The sequence below is a fragment of the Streptococcus sp. FSL R7-0248 genome, assembly GCF_037967965.1.
Classification (GTDB): domain Bacteria; phylum Bacillota; class Bacilli; order Lactobacillales; family Streptococcaceae; genus Streptococcus.
In genome coordinates this window covers 2,103,084-2,128,461 of sequence record NZ_CP150201.1, presented here as the reverse complement: position 1 = coordinate 2,128,461, position 25,378 = coordinate 2,103,084, and the positions used below count along the sequence as shown (strand labels likewise).

The 25,378-nt window shown below is 37.7% G+C and carries 37 protein-coding genes, 1 tRNA gene and 1 other RNA gene; 31 read left to right on the top strand and 8 right to left on the bottom strand.

Annotation, left to right across the window (positions count from 1 at the left end):
• Positions 1 to 123: 123 nt before the first annotated feature.
• The 4 genes from NYE32_RS09940 to rpmB form a co-directional block, all read right to left on the bottom strand.
• Positions 124 to 429 carry a DUF1292 domain-containing protein gene (locus NYE32_RS09940; RefSeq protein ID WP_002887079.1) on the bottom strand — a complete coding sequence of 102 codons (306 nt, stop codon included), beginning with the start codon at positions 427 to 429 and terminating at the stop codon, positions 124 to 126.
• A 105-nt stretch (positions 430 to 534) separates the two neighbouring features.
• Positions 535 to 954 carry a Holliday junction resolvase RuvX gene (gene ruvX / locus NYE32_RS09935; RefSeq protein ID WP_022496180.1) on the bottom strand — a complete coding sequence of 140 codons (420 nt, stop codon included), beginning with the start codon at positions 952 to 954 and terminating at the stop codon, positions 535 to 537.
• Complete coding sequence (locus tag NYE32_RS09930) at positions 954 to 1,220, bottom strand: IreB family regulatory phosphoprotein (RefSeq protein ID WP_002885737.1); 267 nt, start codon at positions 1,218 to 1,220, stop codon at positions 954 to 956. Before NYE32_RS09930 ends, ruvX begins: the two co-directional genes overlap by 1 nt.
• 126 nt (positions 1,221 to 1,346) lie before the next feature.
• The gene (gene rpmB / locus NYE32_RS09925; RefSeq protein ID WP_002885786.1) at positions 1,347 to 1,535 is read right to left on the bottom strand and encodes a 50S ribosomal protein L28; all 189 of its coding nucleotides are present in this window, start codon (positions 1,533 to 1,535) and stop codon (positions 1,347 to 1,349) included.
• A 169-nt stretch (positions 1,536 to 1,704) separates the two neighbouring features.
• On the opposite strand from rpmB, the gene NYE32_RS09920 reads away from it, so the two are divergent.
• From NYE32_RS09920 to NYE32_RS09910, 3 genes are all read left to right on the top strand, one after another.
• Positions 1,705 to 2,973, top strand: a complete 1,269-nt coding sequence (locus tag NYE32_RS09920; RefSeq protein ID WP_002885641.1) for a replication-associated recombination protein A — start codon at positions 1,705 to 1,707, stop codon at positions 2,971 to 2,973.
• Between the two features lie 86 nt (positions 2,974 to 3,059).
• Positions 3,060 to 3,255: non-coding RNA, 6S RNA (gene ssrS, locus NYE32_RS09915), on the top strand.
• A tRNA-Lys gene (locus NYE32_RS09910) sits at positions 3,256 to 3,328 on the top strand.
• 86 nt (positions 3,329 to 3,414) lie between these two features.
• Here the strand turns inward: NYE32_RS09910 and NYE32_RS09905 are convergent.
• The 4 genes from NYE32_RS09905 to NYE32_RS09890 are packed head-to-tail and all read right to left on the bottom strand — an operon-like array spanning position 3,415 to position 5,961.
• Positions 3,415 to 4,554: a site-specific integrase gene (locus tag NYE32_RS09905; RefSeq protein WP_175057851.1), complete on the bottom strand. Its 1,140-nt coding sequence runs from the start codon at positions 4,552 to 4,554 to the stop codon at positions 3,415 to 3,417.
• A gap of 1 nt (position 4,555) precedes the next feature.
• Positions 4,556 to 4,744: a DUF3173 domain-containing protein gene (locus NYE32_RS09900; protein WP_000369785.1), complete on the bottom strand. Its 189-nt coding sequence runs from the start codon at positions 4,742 to 4,744 to the stop codon at positions 4,556 to 4,558.
• Between the two features lie 11 nt (positions 4,745 to 4,755).
• Positions 4,756 to 5,733 (bottom strand): replication initiation protein, encoded by a 978-nt coding sequence (locus tag NYE32_RS09895; RefSeq protein WP_339157016.1) that lies wholly within the window; start codon positions 5,731 to 5,733, stop codon positions 4,756 to 4,758.
• Positions 5,734 to 5,778: 45 nt separating this feature from the next.
• The gene (locus NYE32_RS09890; RefSeq protein ID WP_003095815.1) at positions 5,779 to 5,961 is read right to left on the bottom strand and encodes a hypothetical protein; all 183 of its coding nucleotides are present in this window, start codon (positions 5,959 to 5,961) and stop codon (positions 5,779 to 5,781) included.
• Between the two features lie 207 nt (positions 5,962 to 6,168).
• Between NYE32_RS09890 and NYE32_RS09885 the strand changes: the two genes are divergently transcribed.
• The 28 genes from NYE32_RS09885 to rplF all read left to right on the top strand — a co-directional run bounded on the left by NYE32_RS09885 (position 6,169) and on the right by rplF (position 25,370).
• Positions 6,169 to 6,681 (top strand): helix-turn-helix transcriptional regulator, encoded by a 513-nt coding sequence (locus NYE32_RS09885; RefSeq protein WP_339157015.1) that lies wholly within the window; start codon positions 6,169 to 6,171, stop codon positions 6,679 to 6,681.
• A gap of 363 nt (positions 6,682 to 7,044) precedes the next feature.
• A complete protein-coding gene (locus NYE32_RS09880; RefSeq protein ID WP_037611159.1) occupies positions 7,045 to 7,560 on the top strand; it encodes a DUF308 domain-containing protein in 516 nt (171 codons plus the stop codon).
• A gap of 688 nt (positions 7,561 to 8,248) precedes the next feature.
• Entirely contained in the window at positions 8,249 to 8,854 is a 606-nt protein-coding gene (locus NYE32_RS09875; RefSeq protein WP_002916827.1) for a DUF1269 domain-containing protein, read from the top strand.
• A 28-nt stretch (positions 8,855 to 8,882) separates the two neighbouring features.
• Positions 8,883 to 9,299, top strand: coding sequence for a helix-turn-helix transcriptional regulator (locus NYE32_RS09870; protein ID WP_071788307.1), 417 nt, complete (start codon positions 8,883 to 8,885; stop codon positions 9,297 to 9,299).
• Positions 9,300 to 9,513: 214 nt separating this feature from the next.
• The gene (locus NYE32_RS09865) at positions 9,514 to 10,659 is read left to right on the top strand and encodes a low temperature requirement protein A (RefSeq protein ID WP_339157014.1); all 1,146 of its coding nucleotides are present in this window, start codon (positions 9,514 to 9,516) and stop codon (positions 10,657 to 10,659) included.
• A 501-nt stretch (positions 10,660 to 11,160) separates the two neighbouring features.
• Positions 11,161 to 11,667: a DNA topology modulation protein gene (locus tag NYE32_RS09860; RefSeq protein WP_022495839.1), complete on the top strand. Its 507-nt coding sequence runs from the start codon at positions 11,161 to 11,163 to the stop codon at positions 11,665 to 11,667.
• A gap of 249 nt (positions 11,668 to 11,916) precedes the next feature.
• Positions 11,917 to 13,209 carry an adenylosuccinate synthase gene (locus tag NYE32_RS09855; RefSeq protein ID WP_037601293.1) on the top strand — a complete coding sequence of 431 codons (1,293 nt, stop codon included), beginning with the start codon at positions 11,917 to 11,919 and terminating at the stop codon, positions 13,207 to 13,209.
• A 275-nt stretch (positions 13,210 to 13,484) separates the two neighbouring features.
• Positions 13,485 to 13,916, top strand: coding sequence for a low molecular weight protein-tyrosine-phosphatase (locus NYE32_RS09850; RefSeq protein WP_156685139.1), 432 nt, complete (start codon positions 13,485 to 13,487; stop codon positions 13,914 to 13,916).
• A complete protein-coding gene (locus NYE32_RS09845; protein ID WP_156685140.1) occupies positions 13,916 to 14,326 on the top strand; it encodes a hypothetical protein in 411 nt (136 codons plus the stop codon). Before NYE32_RS09850 ends, NYE32_RS09845 begins: the two co-directional genes overlap by 1 nt.
• Complete coding sequence (locus NYE32_RS09840) at positions 14,323 to 16,146, top strand: acyltransferase family protein (RefSeq protein WP_014635144.1); 1,824 nt, start codon at positions 14,323 to 14,325, stop codon at positions 16,144 to 16,146. Before NYE32_RS09845 ends, NYE32_RS09840 begins: the two co-directional genes overlap by 4 nt.
• An 80-nt stretch (positions 16,147 to 16,226) precedes the next feature.
• Positions 16,227 to 17,228, top strand: a complete 1,002-nt coding sequence (ruvB, locus tag NYE32_RS09835; RefSeq protein ID WP_156685141.1) for a Holliday junction branch migration DNA helicase RuvB — start codon at positions 16,227 to 16,229, stop codon at positions 17,226 to 17,228.
• A 243-nt stretch (positions 17,229 to 17,471) separates the two neighbouring features.
• A complete protein-coding gene (gene rpsJ, locus NYE32_RS09830) occupies positions 17,472 to 17,780 on the top strand; it encodes a 30S ribosomal protein S10 (RefSeq protein WP_002885653.1) in 309 nt (102 codons plus the stop codon).
• A gap of 114 nt (positions 17,781 to 17,894) precedes the next feature.
• On the top strand, positions 17,895 to 18,521 hold the full coding sequence (gene rplC / locus NYE32_RS09825) for a 50S ribosomal protein L3 (protein ID WP_002885755.1): 627 nt from the start codon (positions 17,895 to 17,897) through the stop codon (positions 18,519 to 18,521).
• Positions 18,522 to 18,545: 24 nt separating this feature from the next.
• On the top strand, positions 18,546 to 19,169 hold the full coding sequence (gene rplD / locus NYE32_RS09820; protein WP_002885795.1) for a 50S ribosomal protein L4: 624 nt from the start codon (positions 18,546 to 18,548) through the stop codon (positions 19,167 to 19,169).
• Positions 19,169 to 19,465 (top strand): 50S ribosomal protein L23, encoded by a 297-nt coding sequence (locus NYE32_RS09815; protein ID WP_002887066.1) that lies wholly within the window; start codon positions 19,169 to 19,171, stop codon positions 19,463 to 19,465. The genes rplD and NYE32_RS09815 overlap by 1 nt, the downstream gene beginning before the upstream one ends.
• 17 nt (positions 19,466 to 19,482) lie before the next feature.
• On the top strand, positions 19,483 to 20,316 hold the full coding sequence (gene rplB / locus NYE32_RS09810; protein WP_002887065.1) for a 50S ribosomal protein L2: 834 nt from the start codon (positions 19,483 to 19,485) through the stop codon (positions 20,314 to 20,316).
• A 93-nt stretch (positions 20,317 to 20,409) separates the two neighbouring features.
• Positions 20,410 to 20,688, top strand: coding sequence for a 30S ribosomal protein S19 (gene rpsS, locus NYE32_RS09805; protein WP_000533765.1), 279 nt, complete (start codon positions 20,410 to 20,412; stop codon positions 20,686 to 20,688).
• 15 nt (positions 20,689 to 20,703) lie between these two features.
• A complete protein-coding gene (gene rplV / locus NYE32_RS09800) occupies positions 20,704 to 21,048 on the top strand; it encodes a 50S ribosomal protein L22 (protein WP_002887063.1) in 345 nt (114 codons plus the stop codon).
• Positions 21,049 to 21,060: 12 nt separating this feature from the next.
• Complete coding sequence (rpsC, locus tag NYE32_RS09795; RefSeq protein WP_002885727.1) at positions 21,061 to 21,714, top strand: 30S ribosomal protein S3; 654 nt, start codon at positions 21,061 to 21,063, stop codon at positions 21,712 to 21,714.
• Between the two features lie 3 nt (positions 21,715 to 21,717).
• Positions 21,718 to 22,131 (top strand): 50S ribosomal protein L16, encoded by a 414-nt coding sequence (rplP, locus tag NYE32_RS09790; protein ID WP_000960950.1) that lies wholly within the window; start codon positions 21,718 to 21,720, stop codon positions 22,129 to 22,131.
• 9 nt (positions 22,132 to 22,140) lie between these two features.
• The gene (gene rpmC / locus NYE32_RS09785; protein ID WP_002885754.1) at positions 22,141 to 22,347 is read left to right on the top strand and encodes a 50S ribosomal protein L29; all 207 of its coding nucleotides are present in this window, start codon (positions 22,141 to 22,143) and stop codon (positions 22,345 to 22,347) included.
• 24 nt (positions 22,348 to 22,371) lie between these two features.
• The gene (gene rpsQ / locus NYE32_RS09780; protein ID WP_232585530.1) at positions 22,372 to 22,635 is read left to right on the top strand and encodes a 30S ribosomal protein S17; all 264 of its coding nucleotides are present in this window, start codon (positions 22,372 to 22,374) and stop codon (positions 22,633 to 22,635) included.
• Between the two features lie 24 nt (positions 22,636 to 22,659).
• Positions 22,660 to 23,028, top strand: coding sequence for a 50S ribosomal protein L14 (gene rplN / locus NYE32_RS09775; protein ID WP_002885711.1), 369 nt, complete (start codon positions 22,660 to 22,662; stop codon positions 23,026 to 23,028).
• An 80-nt stretch (positions 23,029 to 23,108) separates the two neighbouring features.
• Entirely contained in the window at positions 23,109 to 23,414 is a 306-nt protein-coding gene (gene rplX, locus NYE32_RS09770; RefSeq protein ID WP_002885874.1) for a 50S ribosomal protein L24, read from the top strand.
• Between the two features lie 26 nt (positions 23,415 to 23,440).
• Positions 23,441 to 23,983 carry a 50S ribosomal protein L5 gene (rplE, locus tag NYE32_RS09765; RefSeq protein WP_002887058.1) on the top strand — a complete coding sequence of 181 codons (543 nt, stop codon included), beginning with the start codon at positions 23,441 to 23,443 and terminating at the stop codon, positions 23,981 to 23,983.
• Between the two features lie 17 nt (positions 23,984 to 24,000).
• Positions 24,001 to 24,186 carry a type Z 30S ribosomal protein S14 gene (locus tag NYE32_RS09760; RefSeq protein WP_001085699.1) on the top strand — a complete coding sequence of 62 codons (186 nt, stop codon included), beginning with the start codon at positions 24,001 to 24,003 and terminating at the stop codon, positions 24,184 to 24,186.
• A gap of 122 nt (positions 24,187 to 24,308) precedes the next feature.
• The gene (gene rpsH / locus NYE32_RS09755; protein WP_002885642.1) at positions 24,309 to 24,707 is read left to right on the top strand and encodes a 30S ribosomal protein S8; all 399 of its coding nucleotides are present in this window, start codon (positions 24,309 to 24,311) and stop codon (positions 24,705 to 24,707) included.
• Between the two features lie 126 nt (positions 24,708 to 24,833).
• Positions 24,834 to 25,370: a 50S ribosomal protein L6 gene (rplF, locus tag NYE32_RS09750; RefSeq protein WP_155214006.1), complete on the top strand. Its 537-nt coding sequence runs from the start codon at positions 24,834 to 24,836 to the stop codon at positions 25,368 to 25,370.
• Positions 25,371 to 25,378: the final 8 nt, after the last annotated feature.

The following is a 25,378-nucleotide window of genomic DNA, read 5'->3' as shown; positions in this document are numbered from 1 at the left end:
ATTTAGTCAATTTTCCTCTAATTTCTTACATTTAAGAAAAAAATATCTAAAAAAGAGACTGAGATACAATATCCCAATCTCTTTTTAACAAGTCATTTCTTTGCCTATGGCATTGATTATTTTTTAGTTTTCATCGATGAAGCTATTGAAAACTTCTTCAATCATATCCCATTCAGCATCTGAATCTTCAGGGATTGGTTGAAGGTCGCCTTCAGTACCGTCTTCATTTTCAGTGAATGAGTATGCTTGGATTTCAATTTCTCCATTAGCATCTTCTTCAGCACCAGCTGGTACCAAAAGAACATAGTTTTTACCAAATTCTTCGCGTCCATCAATAGTCAACAAGATTTCAAAAAGTGTTTCATTTCCTTGTTCGTCTACTAAAGTGATGACTTCATGATCATGGTTGTGGTCGTGATTGTGTGACATATTGTTCTCCTTTTTGTAGAGAGCACTGAATAGTGAGGAAATCTAGTATATTGCTTGGCAGTTTACTAGATTGTCACTTGACTATTAGGTCTCTATTACACTTTCTTAAAACATTCGATCGAGGTAGTTTTGTAGAATAAGTTGGGCAGCTAATTTATCAATAACTTTTTTACGTTTACCACGGCTGATATCTGCTTGTTCAACCAACATACGCTCGGCTTGAACAGTTGTCAAGCGTTCGTCTTGGTAATCTACAGGAATTCCAAAGATTTCCTTGATTTTGTAACCATAGGCTTTGCTTGCCTCAACACGTGGTCCTTCAGTGTTATTCATATTTTTAGGAAGACCAACAACAAATTTTTCTACCTTATATTCTTTAACGAGCTCGCCTAGTCGGTCGAAACCAAACTCTTCAGCCTCCTCGTCAATTTTAATAATTTCAACGCCTTGGGCTGTAAAACCGAGGGGATCACTAATCGCAACTCCTACTGTTTTTGAGCCAACATCAAGTCCCATTACTCGCATTAGAGGTCAATTCCATTTCCTTTAAGATAATAGCGAACGAGTTCTTCAACGATTTCATCACGTTCGTATTTACGAATCTGGTTACGGGCGTCATTATAACGCGGAACATAAGCAGGGTCACCGCTCAGAACATAACCGACGATTTGGTTGATAGGATTATAACCTTTCTCAGCTAACGAACGGTAGACATTTGTCAAAGTATTACTGATTTCATCTTTGCTACCGTCGTCTAGGTTGAAACGAACAGTTTCATCTGTAAATCCCATACTGACACCTTCTTTCTATAAGAATTATCTGTTAGTTCTTTATTATAACATAAGTATAGCCAAAAGGGAAAGACGATGAACAAAAAAAGAGACGACTGAAGCCATCTCTCTTAATATCCAATAAGATTAAACGCGTTCAACTTTACCAGATTTAAGCGCACGAGCTGAAGCCCAAACTTTTTTAGGTTTACCATCAACAAGGATAGTAACTTTTTGAAGGTTAGGTTTAACGGCACGTTTAGTTTTGTTCATAGCGTGTGAACGGTTGTTTCCAGAAACAGTTTTACGTCCTGTAAAGTAACATACTTTAGCCATTTCGTGTTTTCCTCCTAGGTAGAATTTATTACGGATGTGCTAGCACCACATACCAAAACATTCTATCATAAGAATTTAGGTTTGACAAGAACTATTTATAATTTCTTTTTATAACAAAATAGTATATGCTTATTATAATAAGAAAAAATCAGTTAAAAAAGGAGAGAAGATGCCAGATAATCTTGCTCTACGCATGCGTCCACGTACAATTTCAGAGGTGATTGGTCAGAAGCATTTGGTTGGTGAAGGTAAAATTATTCGCCGTATGGTAGAAGCGAATATGCTGTCGTCAATGATTCTCTACGGGCCACCAGGAATCGGGAAGACCTCAATAGCTAGTGCTATTGCAGGAACAACAAAATTTGCTTTTAGAACCTTTAATGCTACTGTTGATAGCAAGAAACGCCTACAGGAAATTGCGGAAGAGGCTAAATTTTCAGGTGGCTTAGTTCTGCTTCTAGATGAGATTCATCGTTTGGATAAAGCTAAACAAGACTTTTTATTGCCACTCTTAGAGAATGGTAATATTATCATGATTGGGGCTACAACGGAGAATCCGTTTTTTTCTGTCACACCAGCCATCCGTAGTCGTGTACAAATATTTGAGTTGGAACCACTCTCTAACGAGGATATTAAGGAAGCTATACTAGGTGTTCTAGAGGACAAGGAGCGTGGCTTTGACTTTGATGTCCAGTTAGATGAGGATGCTCTAGATTTTATTGCTACGGCTACTAATGGTGATTTACGTTCGGCTTATAATTCCTTAGATTTAGCTGTCATGTCGACGCCAGCTTCAGAAGATGGGCTTCGCCATATTACTTTAGATACAGTGGAAAATAGTTTACAACGTAGCTATATCACCATGGATAAAGACGGTGATGGACACTATGATGTACTTTCTGCTTTGCAAAAATCTATTCGAGGCTCTGATGTTAATGCCAGTCTTCACTATGCAGCACGTTTGGTTGAAGCAGGAGATCTCCCTAGTCTAGCACGACGCTTGACTGTGATTGCGTACGAGGATATTGGTTTAGCTAATCCTGATGCGCAAGTTCACACGGTTACAGCTTTGGAAGCTGCACAGAAAGTAGGTTTCCCAGAGGCGCGTATTTTGATTGCCAATGTAGTTGTTGACTTAGCTTTATCTCCTAAGTCGAATTCGGCTTATATGGCTATGGATGCTGCCTTGGCAGACCTTAGAAAATCAGGGAATTTACCTATTCCTCGTCATTTGAGAGATGGACACTATGCTGGAAGCAAGGAACTGGGCAATGCACAAGATTACAAGTATCCCCATGCTTATCCTGAAAAGTGGGTCAAACAACAATATCTTCCGGATAAATTAAGAGGTGTGAATTATTTCCAACCCAATGAAACCGGGAAATATGAAAGAGCTCTTGGAGCTAATAAAGAACGGATCGATAAGTTATCTAGGTAATACGAGAGGAATCAACGAAAACGATTGCAATAAAATTGATTTTTCCTCTTGCAATAATTTTCAAAAGTGGTATTATAAAAACATAGAAATTGCTGTGGTATACGAATCCACATATAAGTGTTGACCGACTAATTTTTGTATTATCGGGAGACAGAGGTCTATTAACAGTGTGCAGGCTGGCTCACCCAGAAGCAACTGAAGTTAGTAGCGAGTCGCCCACCTGCTTTTTTACGTCGCGGGTTCAATACAAACGGTGGATCATCGGTACCAATACAGCATCCAGCCTCCTTAGCTCAGTTGGTAGAGCAGTGGACTCTTAATCCATGGGTCACAGGTTCGAGCCCTGTAGGGGGCATCAAACTTCAACAGTAAAAGCCTTGATAACCAAGGCTTTTTTGCTTGTCTTAAGAGCATTTGCCCCATCGTTTGCCCCACATTTTTTTATGAGCAATCTTTCCAGATATCTCTGATTTGATTAAATTCCTCAAAAATTTTCTCTTCTAAAGTGTGTCCATATACTTCTACCAACATTGAAATATCTCTATGCCCTAGAATTTTTGCAATAACTCCAAGGTCAAAACCTTTGTGCCAGAGGTAGCTTCCATAGGTGTGACGTGCTCCTTTTGTCGTGATAATTGGATAAATGTCCAACTCATTTAAGAGAACACTCAAAGCTTTATTGACGCTTGCAATATCTGGAACTGAATGAATATATCCAAAATGTTGAAAGATCATTCGATATCGATTTTTGATTCCTAACTCCATGTTTGATCTTTCTTGCTCCGTTTGTAAAAGGCGCAAAATTTTGATACACTCTTCGTCTATCGGAACCATCCGAATAGACGTTTTATTTTTTGGTGGAACAAACTTATGAGAGAGAGTATTATACCTCCTGTATGTTTTTAACAATCCTCTGTCAAAATCAACCTCATTCCAAGTTAACGCTACTAACTCTCCAAACCTCATGCCTGTTTTTAATAGAAAATAGACGATATAAGGAACAATTGAACGTTGGTAATCGAATTTTCTCTTTACTGCTAAAAGTAAATCCAGATAGTCCTTTTCTGTATGTAAATATTTCTCTTCTGTCATCTGTTGTTCTTTGGATGAAAACAACTCGACATGTTGTGTAAAATCATCTATTAGAACTTTGTCAGCAATTGCCATTTGGATGCTCTGATGAATTCCAGTATTCAATCTACCAAGAAAATTTCTACCAACTGTTTGTCCATACTTATTCATAATTCTTTGGTATTCACTCGCACGAATTTGAGTGACTTTTTTATTTCCAAATAATCTTTCAATTGTGTTTTTACGGAGAAGATATTTTTTCTTTGTCTCTTCCGACCTACTACTCGGTAGAATTTTTAGTTCAAGCCATTCTTGATATAGATCGACAAGAGAAATATCTCTAGAAATTCTTTTCCCTAAACGAAGTTCTTGCAGAATCGGTTCAGCTTCTGACTCTGCAAGTTTTTTTGTTTTAAAACCGCTATTATGAGCAACAGTTTTTCCTTCGTTACGAATTTCATAGGTCCATAAGTTACTATCTCCTCGCTTTCGATAACGAACACTTGCCATATTACGCCACCTCTGTTCCTAGAATCTCATTTACAACACTTTTTGGAACAACCATCAAACGTTTGCGATTATAAAATGTATAGCCTCGTGATACAAGTAATTCTCTTGCCTGATGAATGATATCATTCGCTGTATGAGGGCGATAGCCCATTTCAATTAATTCTTTGTTACTAATTAAATTATTATCCATAGTTATCCTCCTTAATTATTTTCTAAATTCAGAAACTCGCCTACAAGTAGTTTTAATTCTGTATTTAATTTAGGGAGATTCTGTATTAATACTTCTTTTAATTCTTCCGCAAATTGGTTCGTTTCTTCTCTCAATAATTTGCGGACTCTTGTTTTTTTCTTTTTGATGCTGTCAGATTTTAAATTTGGAAAAGCTAATGATAACAGTTCAGGATTGTTGAGAAAGATAATTGTAAAGGCTCTTTGATCCACTCGAATATGATCTAGCTTATAAAATCCGAAATTATCAAGTCGATTCATAACATCTTGGACCATCTCCTCACCAATCGCTTTGGTTCTAAGTTGGAATTCCAGTCTCCACCAAAACGGATTTACAGCCAAATCTAGCTTCTCATCGCGCTTGTGAGCAATGATTTCTTTATTCTTATCATATAACCTAACTTGTACATTACTACCGCTAGAACCCCAATATTTCGTCTCTAATTCACCCCCTCTACCATAGAAGACCTTATGGGTAACACCACCTTTAATATGTTGCAAATTAACGATTTCAGGCCTATTGAAAATGTCAAATGCCAAATCAAAACGAGACAAACGTACTGTCAATGAATTCAATCTAGCAAAGTACATTAATTGCCTCCATACTTTCATTCCATCAAATTCTTTTAAAGTATTAGGATTGAAATCAATTCGAATCAATTGTTCATTTCCATAAGTGGATAATTGAAAAAATATAATATTGATTGAATCATACTCATTAAAATCTTTAGCTAAAGTAAAGACATCATCTCGTACGTTATCATGTATTTCAAATGAATCAACTCTTGTACTTATTGCCTGTTTCAGATTTTTAAAAATTTGTCTTAGGGAACCAATGTCTGTATCCCAGATAACCGTTAATCTATCAATACTGACATCTAACATCTGTACTAATTCTCCTACATCACATCGTTCTTGAATGCTTCTTAAATCTTGTAAAGAAACCAACAAAATTGTCCCCCCTTCTTTTTGATTTTTTAGGTCTCAGAAACACCGTCAAATCAACGTTCGCTCGTTCCGTCGTTCTTTGGGCGTTGCCCTAAGTGTACCTTTTTGCTGGCTGTTAGAATAGCCAGCTTTTGCTTGGCTAGAAATTGTCTGGACGGCAGTCTGCAGGACTTCGCCTGACTTCCCGTCAGGCTCGTCCCTTGTCCTTGTCCACACAATTTCTAGCTCCAAGGCTTCGAATAGTCATAAGTCATCGTCTTGTCCTCAACTTCCTCCCCACTCACCAATCCTAAACTTACGAGCTATTTTGTATTATTTATAACTTATTTATAAGTTATAAATATATTTTATAAAAAATATTTTAATTAGTCAACTAAAAACTTGATTTGTAAGTTTATAGGTGATAAAATAAGTTAAAAATAAAAATAGGAGTTTCCCATGACCTTTATTATTCAAAATTTTGGACCCAATTTGGCACGACTACGCATAGAAAAAGGAGTAAGCCAAACTCAACTAGCTGAAGATTTAGGAATCGGTAAACAGTCCATCTCTGATTACGAAAAACAAAAAAGCTATCCTACCTTTGCAAATTTGGATAAGATAGCAGAATATTTTAATGCAACTCCAACCCAACTCTTTGGAACGAGTAAAGAGATTGAGTTAGAAAAGAGTGTTCTTGAATCTAATGAATACTCTGATAAAGTAAGTGAGATTTTAAAAGCTGTCAAATACATCGAAGATTTTCTAGAAACTGATGGACAGTACTTAGAGGATTTACTTTACCTAACAAGAGGCAACCAACTATACACAGAAGATGGAGATGAGTTGTATATTGATTCAACTTCTCAGAAAAGAACACTTCATAACCAATATGAACCTGGTTTTATTGTAGCAAGGGATAAATCTCCACTAGAACTCTTAATTGAAAATAAGGAATTGTTTGATAAATAGAAAAAGCGAGGATAACCTCGCTTCAGATTGAAGTTAAAATCTTTAGAAGACACTTTTATAAGGACTTTGTCTTCAATCTGTGAAAAGGAGTGGAAACTCCTTTTCTTTTTGTAAGTCAGACTGAAACTTCCAAATTGTTTATTTATTTTATTGACATTTTCTATAAAAATAAGTATAATAGTTTAATTATCAGACTATACTATAAAGGACTTTGTCTTCAATCTGTGAAAAGGAGTGGAAACTCCTTTTCTTTTTGTAAGTCAGACTGAAACTTCCAAATTGTTTATTTATTTTATTGACATTTTCTATAAAAATAAGTATAATAGTTTAATTATCAGACTATACTATATAGGGGGTATTGAAATGAAATTTTCTAATCGTTTACTGCTATTCCTTGCAGGAGTTGTTTTTGTCCTTTTAGGACTTTTCCTATTTACAAACCCAGTAGCTAATCTTGTTGCTTACAGCTGGTGGATTGCATTTGATTTACTGGTTTCTTCTATAGCAGCTATTTTAGGCTATTTCTCTGCACCAAAAGAGCTTCGCTCACCTGTTTATCTTTTCCAAGGGTTTGTTAGTCTTCTCTTAGCTCTTTACCTCGTTGCTTATGGCTTTGTGACCCTGCCGGTCGTCATTCCGACCATTGTAGGAATTTGGTTAATTGTAGAAGCCATTATTGCTTTCTTTAAAGGCAAACGTCTAGGATTGATTTTCCCTATTATTGGTAGCAATATCACGTGGGTAGCCTTGCTTGTATTTTTACTAGGTCTAGTGATTCTGTTCAATCCAGTGGCTACAGGTGTCTTTGTCGTTTATGTCATTGCCTTTTCATTTTTAGTTACTGGCTTCACCTACATTATTGAGGCCTTTCGTAAATAGTCTAGTTGCTATTTCTATCGCATTCAAAAAAGCTGGGAAATCATATTCTCAGCTTTTTCGTCTCTTTAATTATCACTTTTTCGCATTCCATTCTACGTAGAATTGCTCTAAGTATTCTTCCAAAAAGTGATGGCATAGTGCTCTAGCATTCGATAAGTTGCAATAATAACCGGTCGAGAACGGGGCATCGACTCAATCATACTGAAAATAAAAGAGCGAATGTTATCTGCAAAAAGAAAGCTTAGATTCTTTGCGATTTCAACAAAAAAAGCACTGTTTGTACTGACCCCAAAAAGTTAGACAAGTAATTTAAGTGAAGGATTTAGTTCTGTATTTCACAGGACTAATGTAAGTGGCTCATTTGGACTATCCTCCTGTTTTGTTTTGTCACTTACAGTATAGTCTTTTTAGGCTTTTCTTGTATTTTGAGTTTAACTAATGCATGTTCTTAAAATTTCCTAAGTCTACCAACAGCTCTATCCAAATCTTTCTTTTTAATCAAAATTTTAAAGTTGTCTAATTTATAGAATATAAGTTTTGTAATAAAACCTCAATCTCTTTGTAAAATATTGTATATTACATAAAAGATTATTGTATGCTATAATTCACCTTGTGTAGCAGTATTTTGTACTACTAAATATAGGAGATTTTATTCTATCTCTATAAAGTAATAAAGGAGTGTAAGCCCATGGAAAATGTTGTTGTCTCAATTTTTGATATTGAAAGTGAAGCCTTTCAGGCCTTTTCAGAATTAAAACAGTTTGGTCAAACTGAAAATACAAAATTAGCTCAGGCTTCAATTGTAAAAGCTGAAAATGGTGTTGTTAACGTCAAAGATAGCTTTGATTTGATGGATTCCCTAGGAGATGATTATTTCGAAGGCGGATTAATTGGTAGTTTAATCGGAATTTTAGGTGGACCACTAGGTGTTCTCTTTGGTTTTGCTGCTGGTGGAGCAATTGGCGCCTCCGTTGGTTCAGACAAAGAATTGGCCAATTCGGTATTAATTACAACCGTTAGTAATAAGTTGACAAATGGCGAAGTAGCTATTATTGCACTTGTACAAGAAAATGATGAATCTGTTTTAAATTCTATTTTTGAAAAGTATCAGGTTCACATTGCTAGGTGGGATGTCGCTACTGTTGCGGCAGAAATAGAGTCAGCTCTCAAAATTCAAGAAGATTTAGAGCATCAAGCTAAAGCTCGCTTAATTGCGGATAAAAAAGAAGCTCGTCGTGAAAAATTTGATAAATTGAAAGCTAATATTAAAGAGAAATTTTCGAAAAAAAATTAACAGACTGAAGAGACTGAGGTAATTAGGAATCGGTAAACAGTCCATCTCTGATTACGAAAAACAAAAAAGCTATCCTACCTTTGCAAATTTGGATAAGATAGCAGAATATTTTAATGCAACTCCAACCCAACTCTTTGGAACGAGTAAAGAGATTGAGTTAGAAAAGAGTGTTCTTGAATCTAATGAATACTCTGATAAAGTAAGTGAAATCTTAAAAGCTGTCAAATACATCGAGCATTTCCTACATACTGATGGACAGTACTTAGAGGATTTACTTTACCTAACAAGAGGCAACCAACTATACACAGAAGATGGAAAAGAGTTGTATATTGATCCAACTTCTCAGAAAAGAACACTTCATACCCAATATGAACCTGGTTTTATTGAAGCAAGAGATAAATCTCCACTAGAGCTCTTAATTGAAAATAAGGAGCTATTAGATTAAATAAAAAAAGCGAGGATATCCTCGCTTTTCTATTGTAAAATCTTATTCTTCATTATCAATCATCAAACACTCTGCCTGTGAGTTGGTACATGAGGTAAATGTGCTCCAAGGTTTTGACAATTCGCGTCACATGAAGTTATTTAAGCATCTCCTTTTCTCTCATTACCATTTTCTGTTATAATAAATTGTACTTCTAGAATAGAAAGGTCTTAAGATGGCAACTCTTATTAAACATAAACGTGTAGAATTTTCAGAACTTTTTTATGACTTAGTTTTTGTTTTTGCAATTTCAAAAGTAACTACTTTAATTGACCATCTTCATAACGGTATTTTGACTTGGAATTCTTTCCTTGATTTTCTCATTGCTACTTTGATTCTCATCGATTCCTGGATGATTCAAACCGATTATACCAATCGCTATGGAAAGAACTCTTTATTTAACATAGTAATCATGTTTATCAAAATGGGAATTTTACTCTTTATAGCCAATATGATTGGACCTGATTGGCAACAATATTTTCATTATGTCTGTTGGGCTATTGGTACATTAACCCTTACCTTATTTTTTCAATATTTGGTTGAGTTTTTTAAAAAATCAACCGATAATGTTCATAGGGAAAGTATCAAAGGTTTTCTATGGATAACAGGTCTACGAATTTTAGAAATCTATCTAGCAGCTCTTCTTCCTATTTACATTGGAGTCTATATCCTTTATGCTAGTATTCTGCTAACATTTATTATGCCAAGTATCTTGCTTAATAAAGATAAGCATTACCAGGTAAATCTCCCCCATTTAATCGAGCGCATCTCCCTTCTTGTCATTATTATGTTTGGAGAGATGATTACGGAGCTAGCTAACTTCTTTACAATCGAGAATTTCTCGATTTATTCGGTTCTTTATTTCATTATTATGATTTCTCTGTTCTTGTTTTATTTTGGTCAATTCGACCATGCTATTGATGAAAAATCTAATCAAAAGGGGCTATTTCTAATTTACAGTCACTATCCTATTTTCATTGGACTTATGATGATGACTGTATCGATGGGATTTCTTCAGAATCCTGAAGCTAATCGTCTCTTTGCAACCAGCTTCTCTTATATCGGATTTGGCCTCTTTCAAGCTGCTGTCCTAGTAAATGGGCCCCATAACAAACACTATCTTCGCTATTCGAAAAGTTACTACTGTGTCCAAGCGACACTCTATCTGGCTGCCTTGATTCTCTCTTTGGTTTTCGCTTCGAATCCTACAATAGTGCTGAGTATTGCAACCATCTTCGCTCTAGCTATAGCCATTCATTTTATTTATTTTTATGTGACACAGAATAAAAAATATTCCAAATCTAACTGGGGGTTCTTTTAATGAGTTTATAACATAAAAAAGCTTTGGGAACCAAGGCTTTTTTTTCATTAATTTGTTTTTCCATTTTATCCTCCAATTTGATCTCGCACTGACATTTATTTATAACAAAACTATATATCTAGAATAGCATAATCATTAGGTATTATAGGTTTTCAAACAAAATACGAGTCATTCGTTTTTGCCCCACTTTTGCCCCATTTTTAAATCCTGACATTGAAAACACCTAAAAGTATTTCCCTAAAATCAGCTATATTTCAACATTTTTGTTTATTTTCAATATGAAAAGTTCTTACAAATCCATGTAGGGGGCAGTTTAATATCGAAAAGAGACTTGATTGTAGGTCTCTTTTTTTTATTTTTCTAAGAAAGAACTCACTTTAAACAGAACTTTACGTGCTTGTTTGTCCAAACGAGAGTTGTTCCAAATGATAATTCCTTCTAAGATATATGCTTTGTGTTATGATATTAGTCAGGAAACAGAATTGAAAAAGGAGACCTGTATTGAAAATTGCAATCATTGGCTATAGCGGCTCTGGAAAGTCTACTTTGGCAAACTTTTTAGGTCAACACTACAATTGTGAGGTTCTTCATTTAGATAAAATTCATTTCACATCAAATTGGCAAGAGCGAACAGTTGATGAAATGACTGACGATATATCAACATTTATGCTACAACGTGATTGGATTATTGAAGGGAATTACTCGGCCTGTCTTTATGAAGAACGCATGAGGGAAGCTGACTGTATTGTCTATTTCAACTTTAACAGAGTTAATTGTCTCTATCGGGCATTTAGGCGCTATTTAACATATAGGGGAAAGACACGTCCTAGCATGGCAGAAGACTGTAATGAAAAATTTGATTTTGCATTTGTGAAATGGATTTTATTAGACGGACGTTCTAAAAAATATGTCGAGCAATATAATGTAGTTATTAAAAATTATTCTGACAAGACAATTATTTTAAAGAATCAAAGGCAGTTAAATCATTATATGAAGCAGGTTAAATAGCTAGTAGAATTATTTAGTCATAAAATAGCTGGTAGTTTTACATAAAATACACAGTAAGCAACCAGTCGCAAACCGAGACATAACTGTCAGAATATTTCGTAAGAAGCGCTTTCAACGTTGAACAAATAGCCTTTTTTCTGCTATAATAAACTGTAACGCGAAACTTGTGGGTGAAATTCCCACCGTGAAGTTTTTCAAGAAAGGTGGGGACAGCCTCGTAAAGGTGGAGCTGTCCGTTATCAAAATAATATGACATCAGTAGTTGTTGTGGGTACCCAGTGGGGTGATGAAGGTAAAGGGAAAATTACAGATTTCCTAAGTCAAGATGCCGAAGTGATCGCACGTTATCAAGGTGGAGACAATGCAGGTCACACGATTGTTATCGATGGTAAGAAATTTAAATTGCACTTGATTCCATCAGGTATTTTCTTCCCAGAGAAAATCTCTGTTATCGGGAACGGTGTAGTGGTCAATCCTAAATCACTTGTCAAAGAGTTGGAATATCTTCATGCCGAAGGTGTGTCAACAGAGAGCCTTCGTATTTCTGACCGTGCGCACGTTATCTTGCCGTACCATATTAAACTTGATCAACTGCAAGAAGCTGCTAAAGGTGATAATAAGATTGGTACAACTAACAAAGGTATTGGTCCTGCCTATATGGATAAGGCTGCGCGTGTAGGTATCCGTATTGCAGACCTTTTGGACAAAGAAATCTTTGCTGATCGTTTGAAAACAAACTTAGCTGAGAAAAACCGTCTTTTCAGTAAGATGTATGAATCTGAAGAATTATCATTCGAAGAGATTTTTGAAGAGTACTATGCTTATGGACAACAAATTAAGCAATATGTCACAGATACATCTGTAATCTTGAACGACGCTCTTGATGCAGGCAAACGTGTCCTCTTTGAAGGAGCTCAAGGGGTTATGCTTGATATTGACCAAGGTACTTACCCATTTGTAACGTCATCAAACCCAGTTGCGGGTGGTGTTACAATCGGTTCAGGTGTTGGTCCATCTAAAATCAACAAGGTCGTTGGTGTATGTAAGGCCTATACGAGTCGTGTTGGTGATGGTCCTTTCCCAACTGAGTTATTTGATGAAGTGGGTGAACGCATCCGTGAAGTTGGTCATGAATATGGAACAACAACTGGACGTCCACGTCGTGTAGGATGGTTTGACTCAGTGGTGATGCGCCATAGCCGTCGTGTATCAGGTATCACAAACCTCAGCTTGAACTGTATCGATGTTCTCTCAGGTCTTGACACTGTAAAAATTTGTGTAGCTTATGATCTTGATGGTGAGCGTATTGATTACTACCCAGCTAGTCTTGAGCAATTGAAACGCTGTAAACCAATCTATGAAGAATTGCCAGGTTGGGAAGAAGACATCACAGGTTGCCGTAGTTTAGATGAGCTTCCTGAAAATGCTCGTAATTATGTTCGTCGTGTTGGTGAATTGGTAGGTGTACGTATCTCTACTTTCTCTGTAGGACCAGGACGTGAACAAACAAACATTCTTGAAAGTGTTTGGTCAAATATCTAAAGCCAACAAAAGGAGAATCTAGGAAACTAGGTTCTCTTTTCTCACGCCTTAAACATATAGATTAATATGAATGCTGCAACTGTTAAAAAAGGTTACTAATTTTTCGATATGATTAGGAAAGAAACCTTTCTATTTGATTAGTTTTTCGGTATAATATGGATTGATTAAATGAAAATTAATGAGAACCTACTTTCATGATTTAAAAGTGTGTTCATAATTTTGACGAAGAAAATAAGTGAGCATATCTCTTAATAGTTTTGGGCAAGAGGTGAATAATGAATAAGATTGTATTTGTTTGTCTGGGGAATATTTGTCGTAGCCCAATGGCAGAATTTGTGATGAGAGAGCTGGACCAAGAAAAGTCTTTGCATATCGAAAGTCGCGCGACATCTTCATGGGAGCATGGAAATCCAGTTCATCAAGGAACCCAAAAGATTTTAAGGAAATATGCTATTTCTTTTGACTCTTCCAAGGGCTCACAACAGATTAGTCAGGGTGATTTTGAGTTCTTTGATTTAGTTGTGGGAATGGATGAGTCAAATGTTGAGGATCTTCTACAGATATCTGCAGGGCGTTATGACGATAAAATCAAGCTTTTCAGACCTGGTGGAGTTCCGGACCCATGGTATACAGGTGACTTTGAAGAAACATACAAATTGGTAACTGCAGGTTGTCGAGATTGGTTACAGTGGATTAAGGATAGATAATGAATTTTAAACAACTAAAGGATTTTGATTTTAAAAATATTGATATTGACCGAAATCAATTTGAGCGTATTACAGTAGGGGTTATTATTTTATGCGCCCTGTCCTTGTTTTTGGTGACTATAAAAACGCAACATTCTATCAAGATTGATGGGACTAAGATTGCCTATAAAGGTCAGATGCAGAACTATCGTTTGAATGGTCAAGGAACTTTGACCTATGATAATGGTGATACCTATACGGGAGAATTTAAGAATGGTTCCTTTAATGGTCAAGGAACCTTCAAATCTCATGAGGGTTGGATTTATCAAGGAGAGTTCAAGTCTGGTCAAGCTGATGGTCAAGGAAAATTGACTACTGAAAATAAGGTTACCTACAAAGGAAAATTTAAACAGGGGATTTTTAAAGGATGAGAATTAACTGGTTTTCTTATATTCGTGTGACAGGACTTCTTTTGGTTCTGATCTATCATTTCTTCCCAAGTATCCTTCCTGGGGGATTCATCGGTGTTGATGTCTTCTTTACCTTCTCAGGGTATTTGATTACAGCACTTTTGATTGATGAGGTATCTAGGACGCATCGCATTGATTACCTTGGTTTTATGCGACGACGCTTCTACCGGATAGTACCACCACTTGTGTTGATGGTTCTTATCTGCACTCCTTTGGCACTCTTGGTTCGAAATGATTTTATTGCAGGTATTGGACGTCAAATCACCTCTGTTATCGGTTTTGTAACTAACTATTATGAGATTTTGACCGGGGGAAATTATGAGAACCAGTTTAACCAGCATATTTACCTCCATACATGGAGTCTGGCTATTGAGGTTCACTATTATATTCTTTGGGGTGCCTTGCTTTGGTTCCTAGCTAAGCGTGTTAAACATCAAAATCAATTTAGAAGCCTAGTCTTTATGGTATCTCTTGCCTGCTTTATGGTGAGTTTTCTATCAATGTTTATTAGTGCTTTCTTTGTTGATAGTTTTTCTCGCTTATATTTCTCATCAATTACGCATGCCTATCCGTTTTTCCTAGGTTCGCTCTTTGCGACACTTTCAGGTGTGTATGAAACGACCGCTAGGTTCAAGAAAAATATACGCCTTTGGACTCTGAAAAAGACGGTCCTTTATATGGTAGGAAGTTTTGCCTTGCTCGTATTGTTGGGCCTAGTTCTCCATTTTGAGGAACGCATTACCTATCTATTTGGTTTTGTTTTAGCTAGTTTGTTCACGGCTGTTATGATTTACTCTGCCCGTGTCCTCCATGAGAAATTGCCTGGAAAATCAGAGCCTGCTCTTATTAGTTATTTGGCAGAGATTAGCTATAGTGTCTATCTTTTTCACTGGCCACTATATATTATCTTTAGTCAATTGACCAATAATATTATTGCAGTCATTCTGACAACGATTCTGTCAATTGTTTTCGCAACACTTTCCTACTATATAATAGAGCCATTTATTGCAGGAAGAAAGGCCAGTCTCTTTGGAATAGATTTAGACTTGACGCCGTACCGACATATTGTGCTTTATGTTTTTAGTGGTCTTACTTTAATTACAGTGCTTATTTCTCTCTTTGCGCCAGCTGTAGGGAACTTTGAGAAAGATTTAGAAGCTAATGGTTTGTCGCAAGCTCAGACTAAGATGAAATTAACGCGTACCAATGCGGAAAACAGTCAGGCTACTTCATTTGGTGTGAATAAGGGAGTGACAGTTTTAGGGGACTCCGTAGCTCTTAGATCAAAAGATCAGCTGGAATCAAGTATTGATAATGTCGCTATAGATGCAGTTGTCAGTCGTAACCTATCAACAATCAATGATTTGCTTAAAGATTACGCGGATAGTAATGCTCTTGCTAAAGATGTTGTCATTGCTGGTGGTGTTAATGAGATTGACGACTATAAAGGCGTTATTAATAAAATCATCAAGAATTTACCTAAGGGTCACCATATTATCTTTGTGACACCATATAATGGTAGTAAATCTGGTAATGAGGCCCAATCTTTGATTCAGTTACGTAAGTATGAGTTAGAGATGGCTAAGAAATACGACTTTGTGACGGTTGCTGACTGGTATCAAGTGGCTAAAGAAAATATTTCTATCTGGAATGGTACAGATGGGGTTCACTTTGGATCTGATAGCGACTCTATTAACCGTGGTGCTAAACTCTATACTAAGACAATTAAAGAAGCTATAGAGAAAGCTGATAAGGCACCAGTTAAGGGTGGTAAGAAATAATCAAAAGAGAAGGCAAGTCTTGTCTTCTTTTTTATGGACAAATTTTGACTGCATTTTTTGTTTTGTGCTAAAATAAGCCTATGGCAAGAATATTAGATAATGATTTACTAGGAGATGAAGAGTATGTTGAGCGTACCCTTCGTCCTCAGTACTTTAAGGAATATATTGGTCAAGATAAGGTTAAGGACCAATTAAAGATTTTTATAGAGGCAGCTAAACTTCGTGATGAAGCATTGGATCATACTCTTTTGTTTGGTCCTCCAGGTTTAGGGAAAACGACCATGGCTTTTGTGATAGCTAATGAGATGGGCGTCAATTTAAAGCAGACGTCTGGGCCAGCAATTGAGAAGGCTGGAGATCTGGTTGCCATACTAAATGACTTGGAGCCAGGTGATATCTTATTTATTGATGAGATTCATCGAATGCCTATGGCAGTGGAAGAAGTACTTTATAGTGCTATGGAAGATTACTACATCGATATCATGATTGGTGCAGGTGAAACAAGTCGTAGTGTTCACCTAGAGTTACCACCGTTCACTTTAGTGGGTGCAACCACACGAGCAGGTATGTTGTCAAATCCATTGAGGGCTCGTTTTGGGATTAATGGTCATATGGAATATTATGAGTTACCAGATTTGAAGGAAATTATAGAACGCACTTCAGAAATCTTTGATATGACTATAACACCTGAGGCTGCCCTAGAGTTAGCACGTCGTAGTCGTGGAACGCCACGTATTGCTAACCGCCTACTTAAGCGTGTGAGAGACTATGCACAAATTATGGGTGATGGCATCATTGATGATAAGATTGCAGACAAGGCGTTGACTATGTTGGATGTGGACCATGAAGGACTAGATTATGTCGACCAAAAAATTCTCCGAACCATGATTGAGATGTATGGTGGGGGACCGGTTGGTCTAGGGACCTTGTCAGTTAATATTGCTGAAGAGCGAGAAACGGTAGAAGATATGTATGAACCCTATCTAATTCAAAAAGGATTTATTATGCGAACACGAACAGGACGTGTTGCAACGGTTAAAGCCTATGAACACATGGGGTACGACTACAGTAAAGAAAGTTGATAAAAAATCCATCGAAGGTGGATTTTTTTGTTTAGTCAAAAAGAAAATAAAGAAAAAAGAAAAAAACTTAAAAAATCCCTTGCAATGAGTGGGTTCTTTTGTTATTATATTATGGTGCTGTAAATACAGCGCTTAGCTATGATACAAGAGGTTGCGACACGCCTGGTTGCACTGCCACGCAATCCGTGTTGGTTTTCTTGAGGAGCTAGCCTATTATCTTAAATAGACGAAAGAGGAGAAAAAATGGCAAACAAAAAAATTCGTATCCGTTTGAAAGCTTACGAACACCGTACGCTTGATACAGCGGCTGAAAAAATCGTAGAAACTGCAACTCGCACAGGTGCGACAGTTGCTGGACCAGTTCCACTTCCAACTGAACGTAGTCTCTACACAATTATTCGTGCGACTCACAAATATAAAGATTCTCGCGAACAATTTGAAATGCGTACACACAAACGTCTTATCGACATCATCAACCCAACTCAAAAAACAGTTGACGCTTTGATGAAACTTGATCTTCCAAGTGGTGTGAACGTAGAAATTAAACTTTAATTTAAAGTTTGATTCAATGAGCATAAAAAACGCTCGTTAAAAACTTTTTTGAGCATAAAAAACGCTCATAAAAAACTTTTTGAAAAAACAATAAAGTAAAGGAAATATTTTCTCATGACAAAAGGAATCTTAGGGAAAAAAGTGGGAATGACTCAAATCTTCACTGAAGCAGGTGAATTTATCCCTGTTACTGTCATCGAAGCTACTCCAAACGTTGTGCTTCAAGTTAAAACTGTTGAAACAGACGGTTACGAAGCAGTTCAAGTTGGTTTTGACGACAAACGCGAAGTATTGAGCAACAAACCTGCCAAAGGCCACGTAGCGAAAGCTAACACAGCTCCTAAGCGCTTCATTCGTGAATTCAAAAACATTGAAGGCTTGGAAGTTGGATCAGAAATCACTGTTGACACATTCGAAGCTGGAGATGTTGTTGACGTAACTGGTACTTCAAAAGGTAAAGGTTTCCAAGGTGTTATCAAACGCCACGGTCAATCACGCGGACCTATGGCTCACGGTTCTCGTTACCACCGTCGTCCAGGTTCAATGGGACCTGTTGCGCCTAACCGTGTTTTCAAAAACAAACACTTGGCAGGACGTATGGGTGGTAACCGTGTGACAATTCAAAATCTTGAAGTTGTACAAGTTATCCCAGAGAAAAACGTTATCCTTATCAAAGGTAACGTACCAGGTGCTAAGAAATCTCTTATCACTATCAAATCAGCAGTTAAAGCTGCTAAATAATAAGAAAGGAGAAATCAGTTAAAAATGGCAAACGTAAAACTATTTGACCAAACTGGTAAAGAAGTTAGCACAGTTGAACTTAACGACGCTATCTTCGGTATCGAACCAAACGAATCAGTAGTATTTGATGTCGTAATCAGCCAACGTGCTAGCCTTCGCCAAGGTACTCACGCGGTTAAAAACCGTTCAGCAGTATCAGGTGGTGGACGTAAACCATGGCGTCAAAAAGGAACTGGACGTGCTCGTCAAGGTTCTATCCGCTCACCACAATGGCGTGGTGGTGGTGTTGTCTTCGGACCAACTCCACGTTCTTACGGATACAAACTTCCACAAAAAGTTCGTCGCCTTGCATTGAAATCTGTTTACTCAGCTAAAGTTGCAGAAGATAAATTTGTAGCAGTTGAAGCTCTTTCATTTGCAGCTCCAAAAACTGCTGAATTCGCAAACGTTCTTTCAGCTCTTAGCATCGATTCTAAAGTACTTGTTATCGTTGAAGAAGGAAACAAATTCGCTGAACTTTCAGCACGTAACCTTGCAAACGTAACTGTTGCAACTCCTGCAACTGCAAGCGTACTTGATATCGTAAACGCAGATAAACTTCTTGTTACTAAAGAAGCTATCTCATCAATCGAGGAGGTTCTTGCATAATGAATTTGTATGACGTAATCAAAAAACCTGTTATCACTGAGAAATCTATGATTGCTCTTGAAGCAGGAAAATACACTTTCGAAGTTGATACACGTGCACACAAACTCTTGATCAAACAAGCAGTTGAAGCTGCATTTGAAGGTGTTAAAGTTGCTAGCGTGAACACTGTAACTGTTAAACCAAAACAAAAACGTGTTGGACGTTACACTGGTTTCACTTCAAAAACTAAAAAAGCTATCATCACTCTTACAGCTGATTCTAAAGCAATCGAGTTGTTTGCAGCTGAAGCTGAATAATCAAAGGAGAAATTAACGTGGGTATTAAAGTTTATAAACCAACGACAAATGGCCGTCGTAACATGACTTCTTTGGATTTCGCAGAAATCACTACAAGCACTCCTGAAAAATCATTGCTTGTTTCTCTTAAGAACAAAGCTGGTCGTAACAACAACGGTCGTATCACTGTACGTCACCAAGGTGGCGGACACAAACGTCACTACCGTTTGATTGACTTCAAACGTAACAAAGATGGCGTTGAAGCAGTTGTTAAAACAATTGAGTATGATCCAAACCGTACTGCAAACATCGCTCTTGTACACTACACTGACGGGGTTAAAGCTTACATCATCGCACCTAAAGGTCTTGAAGTAGGTCAACGTATCGTTTCAGGTCCAGATGCGGATATCAAGATTGGTAACGCTCTTCCACTTGCAAACATCCCAGTTGGTACAGTTATCCACAACATCGAGCTTCAACCAGGTAAAGGTGCTGAACTTATCCGTGCCGCTGGTGCTTCTGCTCAAGTTTTGGGTCAAGAAGGTAAATACGTACTTGTTCGTCTTCAATCAGGTGAAGTTCGTATGGTTCTTGGTACATGTCGTGCAACTATCGGTACTGTAGGTAACGAACAACAATCACTTATCAACCTTGGTAAAGCCGGCCGTAATCGCTGGAAAGGTATTCGCCCAACAGTTCGTGGTTCTGTAATGAACCCTAACGATCACCCACACGGTGGTGGTGAAGGTAAAGCACCAGTTGGACGTAAAGCGCCATCTACTCCATGGGGTAAACCTGCGCTTGGTCTTAAAACTCGTAACAAGAAAGCTAAATCTGACAAACTTATCGTTCGTCGTCGTAACGAAAAATAATTTAGTCGCTTAGCACATAACATCCGCCAACTCGGTAGCATTTCTTAGTGCAAGCCGCTGTGGTACATTCAATTTAAAGGAGAAAACTACAAAATGGGACGTAGTCTTAAAAAAGGACCTTTCGTCGATGAGCATTTGATGAAAAAAGTTGAAGCTCAAGCAAATGACGAAAAGAAAAAAGTAATTAAAACTTGGTCACGTCGTTCAACGATTTTCCCAAGTTTCATCGGATACACTATCGCAGTTTATGATGGACGTAAACACGTTCCTGTTTACATCCAAGAAGACATGGTAGGTCACAAACTTGGTGAATTTGCACCAACTCGTACTTACAAAGGTCACGCAGCTGACGATAAGAAAACACGTCGTTAATAGGAGGAGGACACAATGGCAGAAATTACTTCAGCTAAAGCAATGGCTCGTACAGTGCGTGTTTCACCTCGTAAAACACGTCTTGTTCTTGATCTTATCCGTGGTAAGAACGTTGCTGATGCAATCGCAATCTTGAAATTCACTCCAAACAAAGCAGCTCGCATTGTTGAGAAAACTCTTAACTCTGCTATCGCTAACGCAGAAAACAACTTTGGTTTGGAAAAAGCTAACTTGGTAGTATCTGAAACATTCGCAAACGAAGGACCAACAATGAAACGTTTCCGTCCACGTGCGAAAGGTTCAGCTTCACCAATCAACAAACGCACAACTCACGTAACAGTAGTTGTGTCAGAAAAATAAGGAGGTAAACTCGTGGGTCAAAAAGTACATCCAATTGGTATGCGTGTCGGGATCATCCGTGACTGGGATGCGAAATGGTATGCTGAAAAAGAATACGCAGATTACCTTCACGAAGATTTGGCAATCCGCAAATTCATTCAAAAAGAACTTGCAGACGCTTCAGTTTCAACTATTGAAATCGAACGTGCTGTAAACAAAGTTATTGTTTCACTTCACACTGCAAAACCAGGTATGGTTATCGGTAAAGGTGGATCAAACGTTGACGCTCTTCGCGCTCAACTTAACAAATTGACTGGAAAACAAGTACACATCAACATCGTTGAAATCAAGAAACCTGATTTGGACGCTCACCTTGTTGGTGAAACAATTGCTCGCCAACTTGAGCAACGTGTTGCTTTCCGTCGTGCACAAAAACAAGCTATCCAACGTGCAATGCGTGCTGGAGCTAAAGGAATCAAAACTCAAGTATCAGGTCGTTTGAACGGTGCAGATATCGCCCGTGCAGAAGGATACTCTGAAGGTACAGTTCCACTTCACACACTTCGCGCTGATATCGATTACGCTTGGGAAGAAGCTGACACAACTTACGGTAAACTTGGTGTTAAAGTTTGGATCTACCGTGGAGAAGTTCTTCCAGCTCGTAAAAACACTAAAGGAGGCAAATAACAAATGTTAGTACCTAAACGTGTTAAACACCGTCGTGAATTCCGTGGAAAAATGCGCGGTGAGGCTAAAGGTGGTAAAGAAGTATCATTCGGTGAATACGGTCTTCAAGCTACAACTAGCCACTGGATTACAAACCGTCAAATCGAGGCTGCTCGTATTGCCATGACTCGTTACATGAAACGTGGTGGTAAGGTTTGGATTAAGATCTTCCCACACAAATCATACACTGCTAAAGCTATCGGTGTACGTATGGGTTCTGGTAAAGGGGCACCTGAAGGTTGGGTAGCACCAGTTAAACGTGGTAAAGTAATGTTCGAAATCGCAGGTGTTTCTGAAGAAGTTGCACGTGAAGCGCTTCGTCTTGCTAGCCACAAATTGCCAGTTAAATGTAAATTCGTGAAACGTGAAGCAGAATAAGGAGAAGACATGAAACTTGAAGAAATCAAAAAGTTTGTTGCTGAGCTTCGTGGCTTGTCTCAAGAAGAGCTTGCTAAAAAAGAAAACGAACTTAAGAAAGAACTTTTCGACCTTCGTTTCCAAGCTGCAGCAGGTCAACTTGATCAAACTGCCCGTTTGAACGAAGTGAAAAAACAAATTGCACGTGTTAAAACTGTGCAATCTGAAATCAAATAATAGATTGGGAAAGGAGCAATTCTAATAATGGAACGTAATCAACGTAAAACCCTTGTTGGACGCGTAGTATCTGACAAGATGGATAAAACAATCACAGTTGTAGTTGAAACTAAACGTAACCACCCAGTCTATGGTAAACGTATCAACTATTCTAAAAAATACAAAGCACATGATGAAAACAACGTTGCTAAAGAAGGCGATATCGTTCGTATCATGGAAACTCGCCCACTTTCAGCTACAAAACGCTTCCGTCTTGTAGAAGTTGTGGAAGAAGCTGTTATTATCTAATAAAACTAAAAGGAGACAATTGAAATGATTCAACAAGAAAGTCGCTTAAAAGTTGCTGATAATAGCGGTGCTCGTGAAATCTTGACTATCAAAGTTCTTGGTGGTTCAGGACGTAAATTCGCTAACATCGGCGACGTTATCGTTGCAACTGTTAAACAAGCTACACCAGGTGGAGCTGTTAAAAAAGGTGATGTTGTTAAAGCTGTTATCGTTCGTACAAAAACTGGTGCTCGCCGTCCAGACGGTTCATACATCAAGTTTGATGATAACGCTGCAGTAATCATCCGCGATGACAAAACTCCTCGTGGAACTCGTATTTTTGGCCCTGTTGCACGTGAATTGCGTGAAGGTGGATACATGCGTATCGTATCTTTGGCGCCAGAAGTACTTTAATCTGAATTAACACAAACTTAGTCCCCTGAAATGTTCAGGGTGCCCATTAGGGCGTAAGAAATAATAGGAGAAATACTCAAATGTTTGTAAAAAAAGGCGATAAAGTTCGCGTTATTGCTGGTAAAGACAAAGGAACTGAAGCAGTAGTTCTTAAAGCTCTTCCAAAAGTAAACAAAGTTGTTGTTGAAGGTGTTGCAATCATCAAAAAACACCAAAAACCATCAGCTGAAAACCCTCAAGGTGCTATCGTGGAAAAAGAAGCACCAATCCACGCTTCAAACGTTCAAGTTCTTGACAAGAACGGTGTAGCTGGACGTGTAGGTTACAAAGTTGTTGACGGCAAAAAAGTTCGTTACAACAAAAAATCAGGCGAAGTGCTTGACTAATCACGAAGGAAAGGAGAAAGTATTAAATGGCTAACCGTCTTAAAGAAAAATACACTAACGAAGTAATTCCAGCTTTGACTGAAAAATTCAATTATTCTTCAGTTATGGCTGTGCCAAAAGTTGATAAAATCGTTATCAACATGGGTGTTGGTGAAGCTGTAAACAACGCTAAAACTCTTGAAAAAGCTGCTGCTGAGTTGGCACTTATTTCAGGTCAAAAACCATTGATTACTAAAGCTAAGAAATCAATCGCTGGCTTCCGTCTTCGTGAAGGTGTAGCGATCGGTGCTAAAGTTACCCTTCGTGGTGAACGCATGTACGAATTCTTGGATAAATTGGTATCAGTATCACTTCCACGTGTTCGTGACTTCCATGGTGTTCCAACTAAATCATTTGATGGACGTGGTAACTACACACTTGGTGTTAAAGAACAACTTATCTTCCCAGAAATCAACTTCGACGATGTTGATAAAGTACGTGGTATGGATATCGTTATCGTAACTACTGCTAACACTGACGAAGAAGGTCGTGAATTGCTTAAAGGCCTTGGAATGCCTTTTGCAAAATAATCTAGGAGGTAAATAAATTGGCTAAAAAATCAATGATTGCTAAGAACAAACGCCCTGCGAAGTTCTCTACGCAAGCTTACACTCGTTGCGAACGTTGTGGACGTCCACACTCAGTTTATCGCAAATTTAAACTTTGCCGTGTTTGCTTCCGTGAATTGGCTTACAAAGGTCAAATTCCAGGTGTTACCAAAGCTTCTTGGTAAAAACATGGTACATTTAAGTTAGTTTTACCTAATTTGAATGTATTTAACACAATCTGAGCCTAGCTCAATCATTAACTAGCAAGTGAATTATTCAAACTACTAGTAAGAGGAGAAAATATAAAATGGTTATGACTGACCCAATTGCAGATTTCTTGACACGTATTCGTAACGCTAACCAAGCTAAACACGAAGTACTTGAAGTACCTGCATCAAACATTAAAAAAGGTATCGCTGAAATCCTTAAACGTGAAGGTTTCGTAAAAAATGTTGAAGTTATTGAAGATGACAAACAAGGTATCATCCGCGTATTCTTGAAATACGGACAAAACGGTGAACGTGTTATCACTAACTTGAAACGTATTTCTAAACCAGGTCTTCGTGTTTACTCTAAACGTGAAGATGTTCCTAAAGTTCTTAACGGACTTGGAATCGCGATCATCTCTACTTCAGAAGGTCTTTTGACTGATAAAGAAGCTCGTCAAAAGAACGTTGGTGGAGAAGTTATCGCTTACGTTTGGTAAGAAGTTGATACTAAGCACTTATCTCAAATGATTTGTGCGAGTTTCGTTGATTATATTCTATGAAACTCATCCCCGTGAAAACTAGTCACTTTGTGGCTTGATAATCTAACAGGAGAATTAAATACTATGTCACGTATTGGTAATAAAGTTATTACTTTGCCTACTGGTGTTGAAGTAACAAACAATGATAACGTTGTTACTGTTAAAGGACCTAAAGGCGAACTCACTCGTGAGTTTAACAAAAACATTGAAATCAAAGTTGAAGGCAACGAAGTTACACTTCACCGTCCAAACGACTCAAAAGAAAACAAAACAATCCACGGTACTTCACGTGCAAACTTGAACAACATGGTTGTTGGTGTTTCTGAAGGTTTCAAAAAAGAACTTGAAATGCGCGGTGTCGGATATCGTGCGCAACTCCAAGGAACAAAACTTGTTCTTTCAGTTGGTAAATCTCACCAAGACGAAGTTGAAGCTCCAGAAGGTATTACTTTTGAAGTACCATCTGCAACTTCAATCGTTGTAAGTGGTATTAACAAAGAAGTTGTTGGTCAAACAGCGGCTTACATCCGTAGCCTTCGTTCACCAGAACCTTACAAAGGTAAAGGTATTCGTTACGTTGGTGAATACGTACGTCGTAAAGAAGGTAAAACTGGTAAATAAAAGGATTT

Excerpts from the sequence above, each read along its gene's own strand:
- rpsS (WP_000533765.1), top strand. The coding sequence starts at position 20,410 with ATGGGACGTAGTCTTAAAAAAGGACCTTTCGTCGATGAGCATTTGATG.
- NYE32_RS09850 (WP_156685139.1), top strand. The coding sequence starts at position 13,485 with ATGAATAAGATTGTATTTGTTTGTCTGGGGAATATTTGTCGTAGCCCA.
- NYE32_RS09920 (WP_002885641.1), top strand. The coding sequence starts at position 1,705 with ATGCCAGATAATCTTGCTCTACGCATGCGTCCACGTACAATTTCAGAG.
- NYE32_RS09855 (WP_037601293.1), top strand. The coding sequence starts at position 11,917 with ATGACATCAGTAGTTGTTGTGGGTACCCAGTGGGGTGATGAAGGTAAA.
- rpsJ (WP_002885653.1), top strand. The coding sequence starts at position 17,472 with ATGGCAAACAAAAAAATTCGTATCCGTTTGAAAGCTTACGAACACCGT.
- ruvB (WP_156685141.1), top strand. The coding sequence starts at position 16,227 with ATGGCAAGAATATTAGATAATGATTTACTAGGAGATGAAGAGTATGTT.
- NYE32_RS09845 (WP_156685140.1), top strand. The coding sequence starts at position 13,916 with ATGAATTTTAAACAACTAAAGGATTTTGATTTTAAAAATATTGATATT.
- rplV (WP_002887063.1), top strand. The coding sequence starts at position 20,704 with ATGGCAGAAATTACTTCAGCTAAAGCAATGGCTCGTACAGTGCGTGTT.
- NYE32_RS09840 (WP_014635144.1), top strand. The coding sequence starts at position 14,323 with ATGAGAATTAACTGGTTTTCTTATATTCGTGTGACAGGACTTCTTTTG.
- NYE32_RS09875 (WP_002916827.1), top strand. The coding sequence starts at position 8,249 with ATGGAAAATGTTGTTGTCTCAATTTTTGATATTGAAAGTGAAGCCTTT.
- rplC (WP_002885755.1), top strand. The coding sequence starts at position 17,895 with ATGACAAAAGGAATCTTAGGGAAAAAAGTGGGAATGACTCAAATCTTC.
- rplN (WP_002885711.1), top strand. The coding sequence starts at position 22,660 with ATGATTCAACAAGAAAGTCGCTTAAAAGTTGCTGATAATAGCGGTGCT.
- NYE32_RS09880 (WP_037611159.1), top strand. The coding sequence starts at position 7,045 with ATGAAATTTTCTAATCGTTTACTGCTATTCCTTGCAGGAGTTGTTTTT.
- rpmC (WP_002885754.1), top strand. The coding sequence starts at position 22,141 with ATGAAACTTGAAGAAATCAAAAAGTTTGTTGCTGAGCTTCGTGGCTTG.
- NYE32_RS09930 (WP_002885737.1), bottom strand. The coding sequence starts at position 1,220 with ATGGGATTTACAGATGAAACTGTTCGTTTCAACCTAGACGACGGTAGC.
- NYE32_RS09900 (WP_000369785.1), bottom strand. The coding sequence starts at position 4,744 with ATGGATAATAATTTAATTAGTAACAAAGAATTAATTGAAATGGGCTAT.
- rpsH (WP_002885642.1), top strand. The coding sequence starts at position 24,309 with ATGGTTATGACTGACCCAATTGCAGATTTCTTGACACGTATTCGTAAC.
- rplD (WP_002885795.1), top strand. The coding sequence starts at position 18,546 with ATGGCAAACGTAAAACTATTTGACCAAACTGGTAAAGAAGTTAGCACA.
- NYE32_RS09865 (WP_339157014.1), top strand. The coding sequence starts at position 9,514 with ATGGCAACTCTTATTAAACATAAACGTGTAGAATTTTCAGAACTTTTT.
- NYE32_RS09940 (WP_002887079.1), bottom strand. The coding sequence starts at position 429 with ATGTCACACAATCACGACCACAACCATGATCATGAAGTCATCACTTTA.
- NYE32_RS09885 (WP_339157015.1), top strand. The coding sequence starts at position 6,169 with ATGACCTTTATTATTCAAAATTTTGGACCCAATTTGGCACGACTACGC.
- rplF (WP_155214006.1), top strand. The coding sequence starts at position 24,834 with ATGTCACGTATTGGTAATAAAGTTATTACTTTGCCTACTGGTGTTGAA.
- NYE32_RS09815 (WP_002887066.1), top strand. The coding sequence starts at position 19,169 with ATGAATTTGTATGACGTAATCAAAAAACCTGTTATCACTGAGAAATCT.
- ruvX (WP_022496180.1), bottom strand. The coding sequence starts at position 954 with ATGCGAGTAATGGGACTTGATGTTGGCTCAAAAACAGTAGGAGTTGCG.
- rplX (WP_002885874.1), top strand. The coding sequence starts at position 23,109 with ATGTTTGTAAAAAAAGGCGATAAAGTTCGCGTTATTGCTGGTAAAGAC.
- rplP (WP_000960950.1), top strand. The coding sequence starts at position 21,718 with ATGTTAGTACCTAAACGTGTTAAACACCGTCGTGAATTCCGTGGAAAA.
- NYE32_RS09905 (WP_175057851.1), bottom strand. The coding sequence starts at position 4,554 with ATGGCAAGTGTTCGTTATCGAAAGCGAGGAGATAGTAACTTATGGACC.
- rplE (WP_002887058.1), top strand. The coding sequence starts at position 23,441 with ATGGCTAACCGTCTTAAAGAAAAATACACTAACGAAGTAATTCCAGCT.
- rpmB (WP_002885786.1), bottom strand. The coding sequence starts at position 1,535 with ATGGCTAAAGTATGTTACTTTACAGGACGTAAAACTGTTTCTGGAAAC.